At 50.5% G+C, this 15,748-nt stretch carries 11 protein-coding genes; 5 read left to right on the forward strand and 6 right to left on the reverse strand.

What is annotated here, in order from left to right; genetic code table 11:
• Positions 1–10: 10 nt before the first annotated feature.
• The 5 genes from AB9F29_RS00200 to AB9F29_RS00220 all read left to right on the forward strand — a co-directional run bounded on the left by AB9F29_RS00200 (position 11) and on the right by AB9F29_RS00220 (position 7,333).
• Entirely contained in the window at positions 11–3,088 is a 3,078-nt protein-coding gene (locus tag AB9F29_RS00200) for a type I restriction endonuclease subunit R (protein ID WP_369754191.1), read from the forward strand.
• A complete protein-coding gene (locus tag AB9F29_RS00205; protein ID WP_369754192.1) occupies positions 3,036–3,617 on the forward strand; it encodes a hypothetical protein in 582 nt (193 codons plus the stop codon). The genes AB9F29_RS00200 and AB9F29_RS00205 overlap by 53 nt, the downstream gene beginning before the upstream one ends.
• 307 nt (positions 3,618–3,924) lie before the next feature.
• The gene (locus AB9F29_RS00210; RefSeq protein WP_369754193.1) at positions 3,925–5,091 is read left to right on the forward strand and encodes a tyrosine-type recombinase/integrase; all 1,167 of its coding nucleotides are present in this window, start codon (positions 3,925–3,927) and stop codon (positions 5,089–5,091) included.
• Between the two features lie 377 nt (positions 5,092–5,468).
• A complete protein-coding gene (locus AB9F29_RS00215) occupies positions 5,469–6,722 on the forward strand; it encodes a tyrosine-type recombinase/integrase (RefSeq protein ID WP_369754194.1) in 1,254 nt (417 codons plus the stop codon).
• A complete protein-coding gene (locus AB9F29_RS00220) occupies positions 6,719–7,333 on the forward strand; it encodes a hypothetical protein (RefSeq protein ID WP_369754195.1) in 615 nt (204 codons plus the stop codon). The genes AB9F29_RS00215 and AB9F29_RS00220 overlap by 4 nt, the downstream gene beginning before the upstream one ends.
• A gap of 44 nt (positions 7,334–7,377) precedes the next feature.
• Here the strand turns inward: AB9F29_RS00220 and AB9F29_RS00225 are convergent, their stop codons facing one another.
• From AB9F29_RS00225 to AB9F29_RS00250, 6 genes are all read right to left on the reverse strand, one after another.
• Positions 7,378–10,515: a type I restriction endonuclease subunit R gene (locus AB9F29_RS00225; RefSeq protein ID WP_369754196.1), complete on the reverse strand. Its 3,138-nt coding sequence runs from the start codon at positions 10,513–10,515 to the stop codon at positions 7,378–7,380.
• A gap of 137 nt (positions 10,516–10,652) precedes the next feature.
• A complete protein-coding gene (locus tag AB9F29_RS00230; protein WP_369754197.1) occupies positions 10,653–11,126 on the reverse strand; it encodes a hypothetical protein in 474 nt (157 codons plus the stop codon).
• Positions 11,113–11,838, reverse strand: coding sequence for a DUF3800 domain-containing protein (locus AB9F29_RS00235; RefSeq protein ID WP_369754198.1), 726 nt, complete (start codon positions 11,836–11,838; stop codon positions 11,113–11,115). Before AB9F29_RS00235 ends, AB9F29_RS00230 begins: the two co-directional genes overlap by 14 nt.
• A gap of 93 nt (positions 11,839–11,931) precedes the next feature.
• Positions 11,932–12,831, reverse strand: coding sequence for a DUF6615 family protein (locus AB9F29_RS00240; RefSeq protein WP_369754199.1), 900 nt, complete (start codon positions 12,829–12,831; stop codon positions 11,932–11,934).
• Complete coding sequence (locus tag AB9F29_RS00245) at positions 12,828–14,075, reverse strand: restriction endonuclease subunit S (RefSeq protein ID WP_369754200.1); 1,248 nt, start codon at positions 14,073–14,075, stop codon at positions 12,828–12,830. Before AB9F29_RS00245 ends, AB9F29_RS00240 begins: the two co-directional genes overlap by 4 nt.
• Complete coding sequence (locus tag AB9F29_RS00250) at positions 14,072–15,634, reverse strand: type I restriction-modification system subunit M (RefSeq protein ID WP_369754201.1); 1,563 nt, start codon at positions 15,632–15,634, stop codon at positions 14,072–14,074. The genes AB9F29_RS00245 and AB9F29_RS00250 overlap by 4 nt, the downstream gene beginning before the upstream one ends.
• Positions 15,635–15,748: the final 114 nt, after the last annotated feature.

Genomic DNA, 15,748 nt, shown 5'->3' on the forward strand with positions numbered 1-15,748 from the left:
GAGGTCCGTTATGGTCAGCAACACACGCGAAATCGCATTGGAACAGACCATTGAACGCCATCTGGCAGGCGCCAGCACTGAAGAGCGTAACGCAGGCACTGTGCCAACAGGCCCCTACCGCATCGGCAACCCCTCAGACTTTGACGCCGCCCACGCGCTCGACACTGTCCTTTTTTGGGAATTCCTTAAAACGACCCAAGGCAAACAGCTCGAAAAACTGAAAACCCGCAATCCCTCCGATTGGCAGGCCAAAATCCTCGGCCAGCTCGACAAGCTGGTGAAGCGCAACGGGGTGCTGCATGTCCTGAAAAAGGGTCTGTCGGTCGATGACGCTATCCTGACCCTGATGTATCCCGTGCCGCTGGCCAGCTCAGCGCAAAAAGTCCACGACAACTTTGCCGCCAATATCTGGAGCGTAACGCGACAGGTCCGCTATTCTCAGTCCAACCCGCTGGAAGAGGTGGACATGGTCCTGTTCCTCAACGGTCTGCCCCTGGTGACGATTGAGTTAAAGAACGCGTGGACGGGCCAAACCGCGCGCTATCATGGCCAAAAGCAATACCGAAACCGGGATGCGACACAGCCATTGATGCAATTCGGCCGCGCGCTGGTGCATATGGCGGTGGATACGGACGAGGTCTTCATGGCCACTAAGCTGGCCGGAGGCGGCACGTGGTTCCTGCCATTTAACAAAGGACAAAACGAAGGAGAGGGCAATCCGCCCAATCCAAACGGCCACAAGACAGCCTACCTTTGGGAGGAAGTTTTCGAGCCCCGTAGTCTGGCGGGCATCATTCAGCATTTTGTCCTTCTGGAAGGCAAATCGACCGGTCCACTGGCGAAAAAGACCCTCATCTTTCCACGCTATCAACAGTTGGATGTGGTGCGCAAACTACTCGACCATGCAGCCAAAACGGGAGTGGGGCACAGCTACCTGATCCAGCACTCGGCAGGGTCGGGAAAATCCAACTCTATCACTTGGGCGGCGTATCAGTTGATTGATACCTATCCCGCGTCAGCTGACTTGCCCGGTGCTAAGGGGTTGGATAGCCCCCTGTTTGACTCTGTCATCGTCGTCACAGACCGCCGCCTGTTGGACAAACAGCTTCGCGACAACATCAAGGATTTTTCAGAGGTCAAGAATATCGTGGCCCCTGCGCTGAAGTCTTCTGACCTGAAGACAGCGCTGGAGAACGGCAAAAAGATCATCATCACGACGATCCAGAAATTTCCGTTCATTATCGAGGGCATTGCAGACCAGAGCGACAAGCGCTTCGCTGTGATCATTGATGAGGCCCATAGCGGCCAGAGCGGGATAGCCGCCGACAACATGAACCGCGCTATGGGAGGCAACGCTGATCCAGATGAGGATGACCCGCAAGACAAAATTTTGGCTGCGATGCAGTCACGTAAAATGCGGGGCAATGCGTCTTACTTGGCTTTCACTGCCACCCCCAAGAATACGACTCTAGAGAAATTTGGTGAACAGCAGCCCGATGGCAGCTTCAAGCCTTTCCATCTCTACAGCATGAAGCAAGCGATTGAGGAAGGTTTCATCCTCAATGTCTTAGCTAATTACACGACTTACAAAAGCTACTACGAGATTCAGAAATCCATTGAGGAAAACCCGCGTTTTGATAAGGCCAAGGCACAGAAGCAGCTGAGGGCTTATGTCGAGCGTAGCCAGCAGACAATTAATACCAAGGCTGAGATCATGCTGGAACATTTCATCTCTCAGGTCGTGAATGCCAAAAAACTACGTGGCAAGGCCAAGGGGATGGTTGTCACTCAGAACATTGAAGCAGCGATACGCTATTACAAGGCGGTGACACGTTTGCTCGACCGGTCCGACAAGCCTTTCAAGGTCTTGATCGCCTTCTCTGGCGAGAAGGTAGTCGATGGCGTGAAATATACCGAGGCCGATATGAATGGCTTCCCCGAAGACAAGACACGAGAGAAGTTCGATGAGGACCAATACCGTCTTTTGATCGTGGCAAACAAATATCTGACCGGTTTTGACCAACCAAAGCTTTGCGCGATGTATGTGGATAAGAAACTGCAGCATGTATTGGCTGTGCAGGCACTGTCACGCTTGAACAGATCGTCTCCCAAGCTCAATAAGCGTACTGAGGACCTTTTCGTTCTGGACTTCTTCAACACAGCCGATGACATCAAGTCAGCATTCGATCCATTTTATACAATTACAACTCTATCAGAGGCGACGGACGTAAATGTGCTGCATGAAGTCAAAGCAAAATTGGATGATGTTGGCGTTTATGAATGGGCTGAGGTTGAAGATTTCGTCAATCGTTATTTCGCTAATGAAGACTCCCAAAATCTAAGTTCGATCATCGACAGGGCAGCGAATCGTTTCAACCATGAGCTTGAGTTGGAGGACCCGCAAAAGATCGACTTCAAGATTAAGGCGAAGCAATTCGTAAAGGTCTATGGGCAGATGGCGTCGATCATACCGTTTGAGGTCTTGGCTTGGGAGAAATTGTTCTGGTTCTTGAAGTTTTTGATACCAAAGTTGGCCATCAAGGATCCGAACCAAGATACTCTGGATGAACTCCTCGAGGCGGTCGATCTGTCATCCTATGGCCTTGAGCGAACAAAACTCAGTCACACGATAGGACTAGATTCTTCAGAGACAGAGATGCCGCCTCAGAATCCGAACCCTCGAGGATACCGGGAGGGAGAGGAAGAAAAGGACCCGCTAGAAGAGATTATCCGCAGTTTTAATGAGCGATGGTTCCAAGATTGGAGCGCAACGCCTGAAGAGCAACGGATCAAGTTTGTGAATATCGCCGAAAGCATAAGAGAGCATCCGGACTTCTCAGAAAAGTACGAAAATAACCCAGACCCTCACAACCGTAAGCTTGCCTATGAGAAGATAATCGCAGATGTGATGCTCAAGCGGCGAAAGGATGAGTTGGAGCTTTATAAGCTTTTTGCGAATGATCCGTCATTCAAAGTAGCATGGCTTCAAAGTCTCGAAGGCTATTTATCAACAATTGCTGGCACACGGAACGCCAATGATCCCGACGATCCTGGCCCAATGGTTAAGGGAAATGATCATGGCAAATGAAACGACTAAGCAGCAAAAAAAACTTGATAGAATTAGACATAAGACGGACGTCACGGCACGGATTAGCGAAACCAGCCGATTCATCGGTTTCGGCGTTGTTGCATGGGTGTTTGTCCAACACTCGTCGCCATCTGATTTTTCATTGTCTTATGTCTCGGACTTCGGCGTGTTCGTGCGGGCAGCAGGTGTTCTAGGTGTTGTATCAATTCTGTTTGATTATCTTCAATATTTGGCAGCCCTTGCGGTGGCTAAGAAGGCCCTGAATAACGAAAGTGATGACTATGCGTTCGATCAAAAATACTGGGCATCGCGGCTTCAGAGCTTTTTCTTTTGGGGTAAGCAGTTCAGCGTTTTGACTGCATCTCTGATTGTAGTTGCAACATTTGCAATGACCGTCATCGAAGCTGAGGATCCAACTGAGGAATCCGAAATGTCTCACTGGAACGAGAACCAGCGCGGGTTTGGGATAGTTCCATTCACAGCATCGAAGAAGGACCACAGGTGGTCTCCAAGAGTTATAATCCTCTGATCCCGAAAGAAGAGGGAGTCTCCTAGGGCACAGGCAAAAATTTCCGAACATCGTTATTGGCGCAAGAAGCGCGTACGCCACATATCGCGTTTGTCACTACTGAAATCTGGTAGACTGAGCTGTTGGCACGGTTAAGATTGGCCTTAATAGTCGTGATCGGAACCACGTTCAATTCTGGTTGCTGTGACAGAGTTGGATAGGCTTTCATTTTACCAGACGCAGTACCCTGAGGTCTTATAACTATAAGAAAAGTCGAGCTTTTTCTCCAGACCTGATTATATTGAGTTGTGGCTATAAGGAGGTCACAATGCCAAATCTACGTCTTACCCGCCGCACTGTTGATGACATACCGCACCCCGAACGCGGGCAAGCTATCTATCGAGATACGATGTTGCCGGGGTTTGGGCTGCGCGTCGGTGCAAAATCAAAAACCTACATTGCCGAAGGGCAGGTAAACCGTCGCACCAAACGAGTAACAATCGGGCGGGCAGACCTCTATCCGCCGGAAACAGCGCGGCGTAAAGCGCTCGTCGTTTTGGGTGAAATGGCAGACGGTGTTGATCCGACAGCTGAGAAGCGCAAAGAAGCTGTAAAAAAGATGACTGTGGAGAAGGCCTTCAGCAAGTTCTTTGAGGCCAGGCCACATCTAGCGAAAGCGACGGTAGAGAACTACTCGCGCACAGGGTATATCTACCTTAAATCGTGGGCGAAAAAGCCAATCAATGAGATTACACGGCAGATGGTGTTGAAAAAACATCAAGAGATGTCGCGCAAAAACGGAAAAATCGCTGCAAATGACTCGTTCCGTCATTTTCGCTCGGTCTACAATTTCATCGCGGCAACGGAAGAAGACCTCCCGCCAAATCCAGTAAGTATTCTTAGCCAAGCGAGAGCTTGGAACAAGGAGCGAAGACGTCAAACAATTGTTGAGGCCAAGCAGCTTCCCGCATGGTGGACCGCTGTTATGGAGGAGCCCGAATACTCGCGCGACTTCCTCCTCCTCGCACTTTTCACCGGGATGCGCCGTAACGAGATTGCTAGCCTGCAATGGGAGAACGTCGACCTTGACGAACGTAAGTTGCACTTGCCGACGACCAAAAACGGCGATCCCTTATTGCTTCCACTTTCTGACTATCTGCTCAATTTGCTTCGGGAGAGAAAGGAAAGCGCAGGGGTGTCCCCTTGGGTGTTTCCTGGCAAAGGTCCAGCAGGTCACATCGTCGAGCCTAAAAAGTTCTCGCAACGGGTAAGATCTGCCTCGGGTGTATCTTTTACTCTCCATGATTTGCGCAGAACTTACATCACAATTGCCGAAAGCCTCGATATCCCACACTATGCCCTAAAGCGGTTGCTTAATCATCGCTCATCCGGTGACGTTACTGGCGGTTATATCATCATCAACGTGGAAAGGCTGCGTGGCCCCGTTGAGCTCATCTCCGAACGCATCCTAGAAATGAAAGAGCCTAAGGACTGAGTGCAATGGCTCTCCTCGACTGGAACCAAGTGCGGTAAAGACAAATGTGCTTTCTGCCCAAGTCTAGTGGGATCTGGCGGAGCATGTCGATTGGGGCAGTAAAAGTTAGTGCATCGATATTTTGAGAGAATTTTACTTTAAAATCAGTGTTTTATGGTGCTGCTGGGGAGAATTGAACTCCCGACCTCGTCATTACCAATGACGCAACCTGTACCGCAGCTATCCCGTACTGCCACTCCAAATGCTAGAAAATAACTTATTTTTAACGTTTTTGACTATTGTGGCTCGCGTTGCATACGCTATGCTACTTAAAATGGTGCGTGATGAGTGCGTGATGAGATGTTCCCATCACGCACATCGGGAAGAAAAGGTGCGTGATGAGCGGTAAGGTCGTGAAGTTGGCGGATGCGAGGCCAAAGCCCAAGACGGTGAAGGTAAAGGGTGCGCCGCTGGCGGCGGGCGCCAAGGTTTGCTTGACCGCAACCATCATCAATGCGGCTCTGCCGGCGGCAAAACGGTATTGGATCGCGGATACGGACGTGAATGGGTTGGCTGTGGCCGTCGAACCCTCAGGCAATAAGATGTTCTATGCGCGTGGCCGCATGGGCATTGGGCGGGGCGCTAAGTGGCGGGATATACGCATCGGCGAGGTCGGCGTGCTGGTATTGCCTAAAGCCCGCGAGAAAGCCCGTGAATTGCTGGTTGAACTCAAGTCGGGGCGTGACCCAAGGGTTCAGGATAAAGCGCCCGCAACCATGATGGATGTCGTCGAGGACTACGAGGCGGATATGGAGCGCCGAGAGGTTGTTAACCGCAAAGCGGTCTCTGCAAGTCTGAGGCGAGGGCTTCGTCGGTTGTGGACCTTGCCCATCGAGCAGGTCACACGCATGTCGCTGGTGCAAACCTTGGAAACGGTGGCCGATACCGCAGGTCCGTCCGCTGCCACGTCCTATCGGGCGTTCTTGAGCGCGGCTTTGAATAATGCGGCAAACAAAGGTGTGATCTCTGCGAACCCGCTGGCAGGCTACAAAGCCCCGCGAAAAAGCAAAGCCCAGCGTGTGTCCGATCTGGTGAAAAAGCGCCCAGTTTTAAAGGGTAGGGAAGAGGTTCGGGCATTTTGGGAAGCAACGGACGCTGCTCATGATCCCACCTTTGCGGCCATGTTGAAGTTTCTTTTGTTGTCGGGGCAGCGTGGTATCGAAGTCGCGTCGATGGAATGGGATCAACTCGACCTCAAGGCAAAACGATGGACTGTGCCCGCATCGGTACGCAAAACGGGTGTTGAGCATATTGTTCCGCTCGGCCCGTTATCACAGGAGGTTATTGGGCGCATGGGCAAATACTCACCCCTCGTTTTCACGGGCCGCGGTGGGAAGATCATCGCAGGCTCAAGCAAGCGGCTGAGGCCTGTTAAGGAAGCATTGGGGCGGCCTGATGTGGCGTATCACACTTGCCGACGTACCTATCGCACCGCACTCGCTGAGTTGGGCGTGTCAGACACACTGTCGGAAGTGATGTTGGGCCATAGGCGTCAGGGGTTGGAACAGGCCTACAATCACGCTGATCTATGGCAGCGCCGAGTTGCGGTCCAGAATGAATATGAGGCATGGGTTCAGGAGGCCATAGCATGAACAATAAAGGAAAGTTCAATCCCGTCGAGGCTTTTGAAAGTATACTCCGTGGCGTGATTTCGGATAAACGGCTTCAAGAAGAGGAAAAAGAAGTCATCACACTTAAAGAAGTTGTGATTTTCCTGCGACACCTTTCACCTGAGCTTGCGAGTGGTGATCTTCTTAACCCGGTTGTGCGTCTTATGGAGCGGCGCTCGCGCGAGCTTTCTGGCAACAAGAACGGTCTTGACTTGCACTCTGAAGTGTCGATGATGATTGCCGTTTTGGCTGTTGAACTATTAGAAACAGATATGGGCAACGACAAGGCGTTGTCGGTTCAGGACGCACGAACCCGCATTCTAGAAGTGTGTCCGAAAGGGTCCGGCATTATCAGGCCTGTGCGAGGCACAGCCAGCAGTAACAGTGGAAAACAGGGTGTTGTTGATCGGGCAGCCCTCAAAAGGTGGGGGGAGATGGTCCACGCTGAAGATCGAGCATTTGGCTCGGCCCAAATAAAAGCTAGGCTGAAAAAGGATTGCAAAACTCACAACGATTTAGTCGCATATGTTGACAGCCATTGGGAACGGACTGCGGCACAGCGCAAAACTGCCCAGCGTGAGGCGGATATTTAGAATGGTCGGCTGCAGTATACTCAACGGGCGGCGGGCGTCTCGAGCTATGCCCATCGAAGCAGTGCCTCAGCTTGGCTTAGAACTGTGTTGATCGCAGCTGGTGCGAGATCAGGGGGGTAGCCATACTTTTTTAGTATCCGTCGAACTAAGACGCGTAGCTTTGCCCGTGCACTTTCTTTCAAGTGCCAATCGACGGTTACGTTCTTTTGCAACTGTTCAACCAACTCGTGGGCAATAATACGCAGATCATCATTCCCCATCGCTTCGACAGCACTGTCATTCTGGGATAGTGCGTCATAGAAGGCCAACTCTTCATTACTCATGCCAAGCTCTTCGCCTCGTTGAGCTGAAGCGCTTAGCTCTTTGGCCATATCAATTAATTCTTGGATCATCTCAAGGCTTGTGATGGCATTGGCATGATAACGAGAGACGGCAGCCTCAAGTCTTTCTGAGAAAGCCTTGGCTTCGACGACGTTGTGCTTCTGACGTGATTTAATTTCTCCAGCGAGCAGTTTTCGGAGTGCTTCCAAAGCAAGGTTTTTTTGTTTCATATTCTGGATCTCCGACAGGAACTCCTCGGACAGAACGGAAATCTCGGGCCTTTTCACTCCCGCAGCGGCCAATACATCGATGATGCTTGCATCTGCTATTGCTTCGGACATGAGTTGGGCGACGGCGAACTCTTTTTCCTTTGAACTCAAGCCAGATTTAGGCGCGGTTTTGGTTAAGCCTGCTTTGATCGCCTGAAAGAAGCCGACTTCCACCTTAACTTTTTGTGCATAGTCGCTGGCTGAAGCAAGTGCGAACGCCTTAGATAGTTGAGAAACAAGAAACTGGAACCGATTTAATTCGTCCCGCTTGAATTTTGGTTCGCTTACCTTGTCAGCTTCGGCCTTTTGTTTTTCTAACACCCATTCCATAGCCTCAGCGAGGGCGCAGAGGCGTTGATTTGGGTCGCCATCAATCCCATCGGAGTAATCATGTCCGTCAAAAACCTCTCGGCATTGTTCCACGAACTCTTGAAGAGCGGCGACCGCTTCCTCTTCGCTAATTCCTGTTTGATCACGGTCTGTCGTCGTGTAGTTTTGCAGCGCCATTTTCAGGTTTTGACCAATACCGATGTAGTCGACGACCAACCCGCCGGGTTTGTCCTTGAACACGCGGTTTACACGCGCAATGGCTTGCATCAACCCGTGACCGCGCATTGGTTTGTCGATGTACATTGTGTGCATTGAAGGCGCGTCGAAGCCAGTGAGCCACATGTCTCGGACAAGCACGAGCTTTAAAGGATCATTTGCGTCGCGCGCACGTTTTGCAAGGAGATCACGTCGCGTCTTGTTGCCAATATGCTGCTGCCATTCCAGAGGGTCTGATGCCGACCCCGTCATTACAATCTTCATCGCACCGGCGCTGTCGTCGTCTGAGTGCCAATCTGGGCGGAGTTTTATAATTTGATCGTATAGGTCGACGCAAATTTTGCGGCTCATACAGACGATCATGCCCTTACCGTCCATTGCTTCAATTCGGGCTTCAAAGTGGGTCACGATATCTGCGGCAATTTTTTCAAGTCGAATTGGAGCACCGACTAACCGTTCGACGCTGCTCCATTTCGCCTTGGAGCGCTCCTGTTCGGAGAGGCTTTCATCATCAAATAGAGCGTCAACCGCCGCATCTATTTCTGGTAGTTTTTCTCTTTCAAGCTCAACGCGTGCGAGGCGACTTTCATAGTAAATCGGGACGGTGGCTTTGTCCTCTACCGCACGGCTGATGTCATAAATGTCTACATACTCGCCAAATACGGCGGGTGTGTTTACGTCGGCGGCTTCAATCGGGGTGCCTGTGAAGCCCGCAAAAGACGCGTTCGGCAGAGCTTGCCGCACGTAATGTGCATAGCCGTAGCGGCGCTCACCAGTAAGGCGATTGAGCTTAGCATCAAAGCCGTATTGGCTTCGGTGCGCCTCGTCAACTAACACAATGATATTTCGCCGATCTGATAGCATTGGGAAGTTTTCTTCGCCTTGAAGGGGGGAGAATTTTTGCAATGTTGAGAACACAACGCCACCAGACTGGCGGTCAAGCTTCGCACGGAGATCGCTGCGATCCACAATTTGCTCGGGCGTTTGTCGGATCAAGTCTTTGCACATGGCAAAAGTCGCAAAAAGCTGGTCGTCTAGATCGTTGCGGTCGGTTAGGACCACCACGGTTGGGTTGCCCAATGCTTCAGATCGAACCAAGAGCCCAGCAAAAAATGCCATTAGAAAGCTTTTGCCTGACCCTTGAGTGTGCCAGATCACTCCAACTTTTCGATCTCCGTCTTCGCTGACCGCATCAATAGCGCTGGCAAGCGCTTTTCGCGCGCCATGAAATTGGTGATAGCCGCCAATAATTTTGAACGGCCCGTCACCTTTATCGCCGAAAACGGTAAAATCGCGGATCAGTTGAAGCAAGTATTTCGGCTGAAACACGCCACGGATCAGCGTTGTCATTTCTTTTGGGCCTTCGCGGGTGAAGTCGTCCTGAGCGCCTGTGACTGTGCGCCAAGGCATGAAGCGGTCCTCACCGGCACTCAGCGAACCAATGCGCGCTAGGAGGCCGTCAGACGTGATTAGGACGGCGTTGGTGCGGAAAAGGGAAGGGATCTGGAGCTTATAGGTTTGCAGCTGGTTGTAAGCATCGTCAATCGTCGCATTCTCACTGGCTGCGTTCTTGAGCTCGATAACCGCGATTGGCAGGCCGTTAATAAAGGCGACGACATCGGGACGTCGATTGTGACCACCTTCAACTACGGTGAACTGGTTGGTTACGGTCCAGTCATTGTTGCTCGGATTTGCGAAATCGATCAATCGAACCTTGTCGCCTTTAATCGACCCGTCTTCGCGACGGTATTCAACGTCGATCCCATCCACTAATAAGCGGTGAATGCGTCTGTTTTCCTCAATTAGGGACGGCGTCTCGGATATTTGAACTTGTTTGATCGCAGCATCCAAGGCCTCTTGCGGGATACTTGGGTTTAATCGTTTTGCTGCGTCACTTAGCACGTCGCGCAACAGAACTTCACCATATGAGCCACGCGCTTTTTCTTTGCCGTCGGGTGAGATCAGTTGCGGATCAGCATACTGCCACCCCAGTTCACTGAGGATATTCAAAGCGACTTGCTCTACAAGATCTTCAGTAATGCTCATTGCAACTCCTTGTGAGATAGCTCGGATCGTTAACTTGACATTTGCCAAAGGAAGTTACATATAAAGTGTAGCTCATCTGCCATGTGTAGAAGGAGTATTCGTAGCCGCTTCGGGAAACCGGCGCGGCTACAGCCTTTTTAAGTTGTCCCATTTGCATTGTCCCTTTCTTTGGAAAGTTTACGAATTTTATGGCCCTGCACTGTGCAGTAGGCTGTTTTTAATAGGTAGTTTTTTGAACGAGCTGACAGGATAACTAGATATTCTTCCCTGAACCAAAGCAATGTGCTAGTTTCACTTCCTCTTTGGTTTTCCCATACGTCGATATCCTGGCAACTATCTGCATTTTCGATTATCCAGCGGATCCACTTCAATCGTTCGCAACGTCGCATGTCCGGCAAACGATCATCTTCGACCCGACCCTCAGAGATGAGGTGCCAAAAACCAGCCCACTTTCGTTCATGCTCGGGGTTGCGCCGCGCCGTAACTCTAGCCCCTCGGAAACTAAGATCGTGGTGCAAAATGTCGCTTTGAAACACTGCATACAGACTGGCCTCATACCTAAGCCAGTCACCACCATAATCATTGAAAGAGATCAAGTCAGGAAGGGTCATTAGCCCCGCCAATTGGTTCCCAACGGAAAAGGTTGAACTTGGTTGCGCCGAAAGATGACGAACGAGAGAGTATATTCTCGCCAAGTCTTAGTTTCAGATCTTCGATCAGTTGCATCTTTGCGGCGCTCTCCACCAACCCTCGATTTTGGTAAGCGACTGCTCCGATCAACAAGTCAGCCAGCTGCAGAATAGGGCTTTCATGCGATCGGATTTGTTGAACACGGTGGATTGTTTGATGGTCGAAATCATGGATGCTGTTGCAGAGAACTTCATGCATATGCTGCACTTTTTTGCTACCGCGCGTGTCTTTTATGTCCAGATAAACATTGTAGGAGTGCGGAGCCGAAAATACATAACGCAGCATGAGAAAATACATTTTGTAATACCATTCGTCATGGGTTTGATCGTGTGCTGCGTGATCAAGAATGGCCTTGTCTGGGACGAGTACGCCTCGAAACCGTAAAGACGTGTCGTTGAGAAAAAAAGCAATCAATTCCCTATAGAAGGGAAGCGCTCCGTTAGAAACTTTGGTCCATTTGATCTCGAAGCCTGGAGCTATTTGGTGACGGTCCTTAATTCCCCTAATGGCACTGGAAATCCGACGGATTTCAGAAACGTCACAGTAAACGCCTCCCAAAACCATGACCTGCTGACGGTCGTTTTCGAGGTGGCAGCTTTCATCGCAATAGATGTTGATTAGACGCGCGGTCACGCTGTTCTCCCTGCGAAGCTAAACGGGTTTTGACCCAGAATGAGTATTGGCAATAGCGGAACCCTAGAATAGAGGGGCTTTAGATGGTCAAAGTTAATCATACGCCTCTCCAAGTCCTGAAACATCGATACTCAGAAAGCGAGAAATACCGCGCTCACGCATCAGAACTGTACTCGGCTGAGTGGAATAATCATGTTCTGCCGTTGGCCAAATACCGACTTGATTGACGGAGAAATTATCGTCGCTACCATTCAATTGATCTGCTGTGGGAAAAGTAGGTGCAATAGCAGCCGAGCTTTCGTCACCAATTGTTGGGCCGTCACCATATTGACGCTCGAGTAAACCAATTAGATCTTGATCGTCATTCGACACCGGTCGACGCTCACCAATTGCAAACCTTAAAGGGCTGTTGAGCAATAAATAGTGCCAAGGTACGCAGTGTTTTTCCACATCCGTCAATTTACGAACAATTGGAACTGCCTTTATTTTGATAGCATCTGCAATCAAACAGCCATATTCGCTCCATCGGTCAGGCTTTGGCATAGCTTTTCTTTTGCTTGTCGACCAAATTTCCATGTCTCGATCTGCACAATAGAAACAGTAAATAGGTCTTAGCGGCCAACCGCCAATCCCGCCTGATTTTGCAGATGCAAGCAAAACATCAATTTGTTCACGACCTGATTTCCCGATTTCGTGCTTAACCTTTAATTTGCCATCGCATTGGACGCGTTTTGCCTGCACGCGCATCCCAAAGGTCCATTTTTTACCTACAATATGCCATTCCCAATCAGCGCCATTTTTTGCTTCCGCATGGTGAGAAAAGGTCTTCAAGGATATTCTTGAAGGGTGTCGCCTGCGCAACTCAAGCAAGTTTGTCTCCGTTATTGTTTCCTCGCCGTAGGAGATATGAACATCTTTTTGATACGCGAAATCTAAATTGCGCGACGTGGCATCACCCAGTTCTAAAAAACTATTGGTTAGGTCATAAATCAAAGCATTCCCTCCACGTCTTTCAGGCGGATTTCGCCCGACATAAGCTTGGGCAGGAGGAGGTCACGCGTTTTGGCGAGGGTTTCGTTCTCTTTTTCGTTAGCCATTACTTTTTTTGTCATCAGTGAAGAGATTTCTTGAAATTGCTGCGCAGTCTCCTTGGGAGGTCTTAGACAAGGCTGCTTTTTGAGAGCTGTTTGTGTCAATAGCGGCTGCGTAGAACCACTATTCAGTGCTTTGTAATCGAGAGTTTGAAGACTTTGATATAGAAGTTCAAAATACCCATCGTGTGGAAATAGGCACAGTGCATTGTCCGACACCCAAACATCACCTTCGACCCGATAGACCGTGCCTAGAGTTCCTACTCGGCCAGTAATAACTAATGGCTGGTCAAACAGAGTTTGGTTGGTGAACCAACTAACACCGTTGCCGCCCCAGACAGGAATGGAGTTTTCGTGATCGGGTGAATTCACTTTAACAGGCGGACGCTTTCCGCTTTTTATATCGCACAAACTCGAAATTTCAGCTGCTTTCCACCCTTCGGGCAATCCATCTTCCCCTAATGTGGCGGGAAAAAGGGGGGCAAGGGTTTGGGCTTTGTCGGGGGGGAAGGCGTTGCCCATGATTTTGGTGGGGTCGGTTTCGCCTGCCATTTGGCGGCGGGTGGGGCCGAAATCGACGAACCAATCCAGAAACAACGCCCGTGCCATCTCTTCCAACGTCCCATTCATCCGCCGGTTCAACTCGATTTTGTCATCGAGCAGCTGAATGGTTTCAACCAACGAAAGTTTTTGTTTCGTCAGTTTGGGGACTGGATATGCAAGAAAATCTTCGCGTGGAAGTCCAAGGTTCGTTGTTCCTGTTGCGTGTGAGCGGCAGTAAGCGCGGTAGTGTGGCGTTCTCAACAACCAGTAAATATAGTCGCTGGGGGCTCCTTTTTTGAACAATAGTTTCACAGTATCCTGTGTAACACGGCCAGTAGGAACAGTTGAAGGGACCCGAGCGACGGCCCCAAGCAATTCTGCTGACTGCGTTACATCTTTTAGGGAAACGTAAATATCTCCGGGAGTTAAAATCATACGAGGATCGCAATGTCCGCCATATGTCTTCAGCTTTTCTCCTCGGAAACCACCATTTTTTCCTATACTACCAAGCCCTAATAGGACCGGTCCCGGTTGACCCAAGAGCTTACTTTTATAGGTGTTCCCACGTTGTAAGTCGAAATAATCACCTAGAACATTACTCACTTGTTTTCTCCAGTGAGCTTTAAGTTTTCAGTGATATTGGTTGCAATTTCACTGTGTTCTTCAAACTGAGCGGTAAGGACAGCCCTCAATCTTTTGAACTTCTCCTCAAACGGCACCCCGTCATCCTCAACATCAGGAGCCCCGACATAGCGCCCAGGCGTCAGCGCGTGGTCGTATTTGCGGATGGTCTCTAAACCTTCGGATTTACAGAAACCTGCCGCATCTTCGTAAGCATCCCACCCCTTGGCCTCAATCGTTTCAGGGTTGGCGCGCCAGCGGCGATAGGTGCCTGCAATGCGTTCTATATCCTCGTTCGAGAATTCACGACGGACACGGTCGACCATATGGCCCAAGTTTCGGGCATCCAAAAACAACACCTCGCCTTTACGGTCACGGTGGCCGTTTGCCGATTTGTCGCGCGACAGGATCCAAAGGCAAACGGGAATTTGCGTGGAATAGAACAGCTGCCCTGGTAGGGCGACCATGCAATCGACGCGGTCTTGTTCGATCAGCTGTTTACGGATTTCGCCCTCGCCACTTGTTTGTGACGACATAGAGCCATTGGCGAGGACAACCCCCGCATGGCCGCGCGGGGCGAGGTGATGGATAATGTGTTGGATCCATGCAAAGTTGGCGTTGCCTTTGGGTGGCGTGCCATATTGCCAGCGGATATCTTCAGTTAGACGATCTCCGCCCCAATCCGAGATATTGAATGGCGGGTTAGCTAAGATGAAATCGGCCTTGAGGTTCGGATGGCTGTCTTTGTGAAAGCTACCGGCGCTATCCCAGCCGATATCTGCATCGATGCCATGGACGGCGAGGTTCATTTTGGCTAGACGCCATGTGGTGTGGTTGATCTCTTGGCCATAGACGGCGAGATTGAGCGGGTTGCCCCCGTGCTCTTCGATGAATTTCTCAGATTGAATGAACATGCCGCCAGAACCACAGCAGGGGTCATAGACGCGGCCTTCGTAAGGTTCCAACATTTCAACGAGGGTACGGACAACGGAACGCGGGGTGAAGAATTCGCCGCCACGTTTACCTTCGGCGCTGGCAAAGCCCGAGATGAAGTATTCATAGACGCGGCCTAGGAGGTCGCGAGCACGGTCGGCGCTGTCATGCAGTTTGATGTTTGAAAACAGGTCAACCAGTTCGCCCAGCATGGTTTTGTCGAGCGTCGGTCGGGCATAGGTTTTGGGAAGTACACCTTTGAGACTTTCGTTGGTTGGAACCGCTTCAATAGCTTCCATCGCATCATCGATGATTTTTCCGATGTTTTCCGAACGGGCGTTTTGCTGGATGTGCGACCAACGGGCCGTGGGCGGCACCCAGAAGACGTTTTCCGCGAGGTATTCCTCGGGGTCCTCTTCGTCCGCATATTCGTCATCTGAGAAGCGTTCATAGGTGGCTTGAAAGGCCTCTGAAATGTACTTTAGGAAGATTAGGCCAAGGGCGACATGTTTGTATTCAGAGGGTTCTAACGAGCCGCGCATTTTGTCGGCGGCTTTAAAAAGGTCAGCGGCAAAATCGATGTCGGAAGTTCGGGTGTCGGTGCTCATAGCAATTATTGCCTCTAAATTGTAATTTGCCCGACCCTAGGGTTGCGAGTTGGCCGTGTCTAGAAGAATAGAGCGGCTTAACAGGTGCTTGAAAAGACTGCGCGCGTTGGTTTG

The sequence above is a fragment of the Falsihalocynthiibacter sp. S25ZX9 genome, from assembly GCF_041205405.1.
In the GTDB taxonomy this organism is placed as follows: domain Bacteria; phylum Pseudomonadota; class Alphaproteobacteria; order Rhodobacterales; family Rhodobacteraceae; genus Falsihalocynthiibacter; species Falsihalocynthiibacter arcticus.

What these genes read in the sequence shown, in the direction of transcription:
- AB9F29_RS00250 (WP_369754201.1), bottom strand. Translation starts at nt 15,634, where the DNA reads ATGAGCACCGACACCCGAACTTCCGACATCGATTTTGCCGCTGACCTT.
- AB9F29_RS00200 (WP_369754191.1), top strand. Translation starts at nt 11, where the DNA reads ATGGTCAGCAACACACGCGAAATCGCATTGGAACAGACCATTGAACGC.
- AB9F29_RS00205 (WP_369754192.1), top strand. Translation starts at nt 3,036, where the DNA reads ATGATCCCGACGATCCTGGCCCAATGGTTAAGGGAAATGATCATGGCA.
- AB9F29_RS00220 (WP_369754195.1), top strand. Translation starts at nt 6,719, where the DNA reads ATGAACAATAAAGGAAAGTTCAATCCCGTCGAGGCTTTTGAAAGTATA.
- AB9F29_RS00225 (WP_369754196.1), bottom strand. Translation starts at nt 10,515, where the DNA reads ATGAGCATTACTGAAGATCTTGTAGAGCAAGTCGCTTTGAATATCCTC.
- AB9F29_RS00210 (WP_369754193.1), top strand. Translation starts at nt 3,925, where the DNA reads ATGCCAAATCTACGTCTTACCCGCCGCACTGTTGATGACATACCGCAC.
- AB9F29_RS00230 (WP_369754197.1), bottom strand. Translation starts at nt 11,126, where the DNA reads ATGACCCTTCCTGACTTGATCTCTTTCAATGATTATGGTGGTGACTGG.
- AB9F29_RS00215 (WP_369754194.1), top strand. Translation starts at nt 5,469, where the DNA reads ATGAGCGGTAAGGTCGTGAAGTTGGCGGATGCGAGGCCAAAGCCCAAG.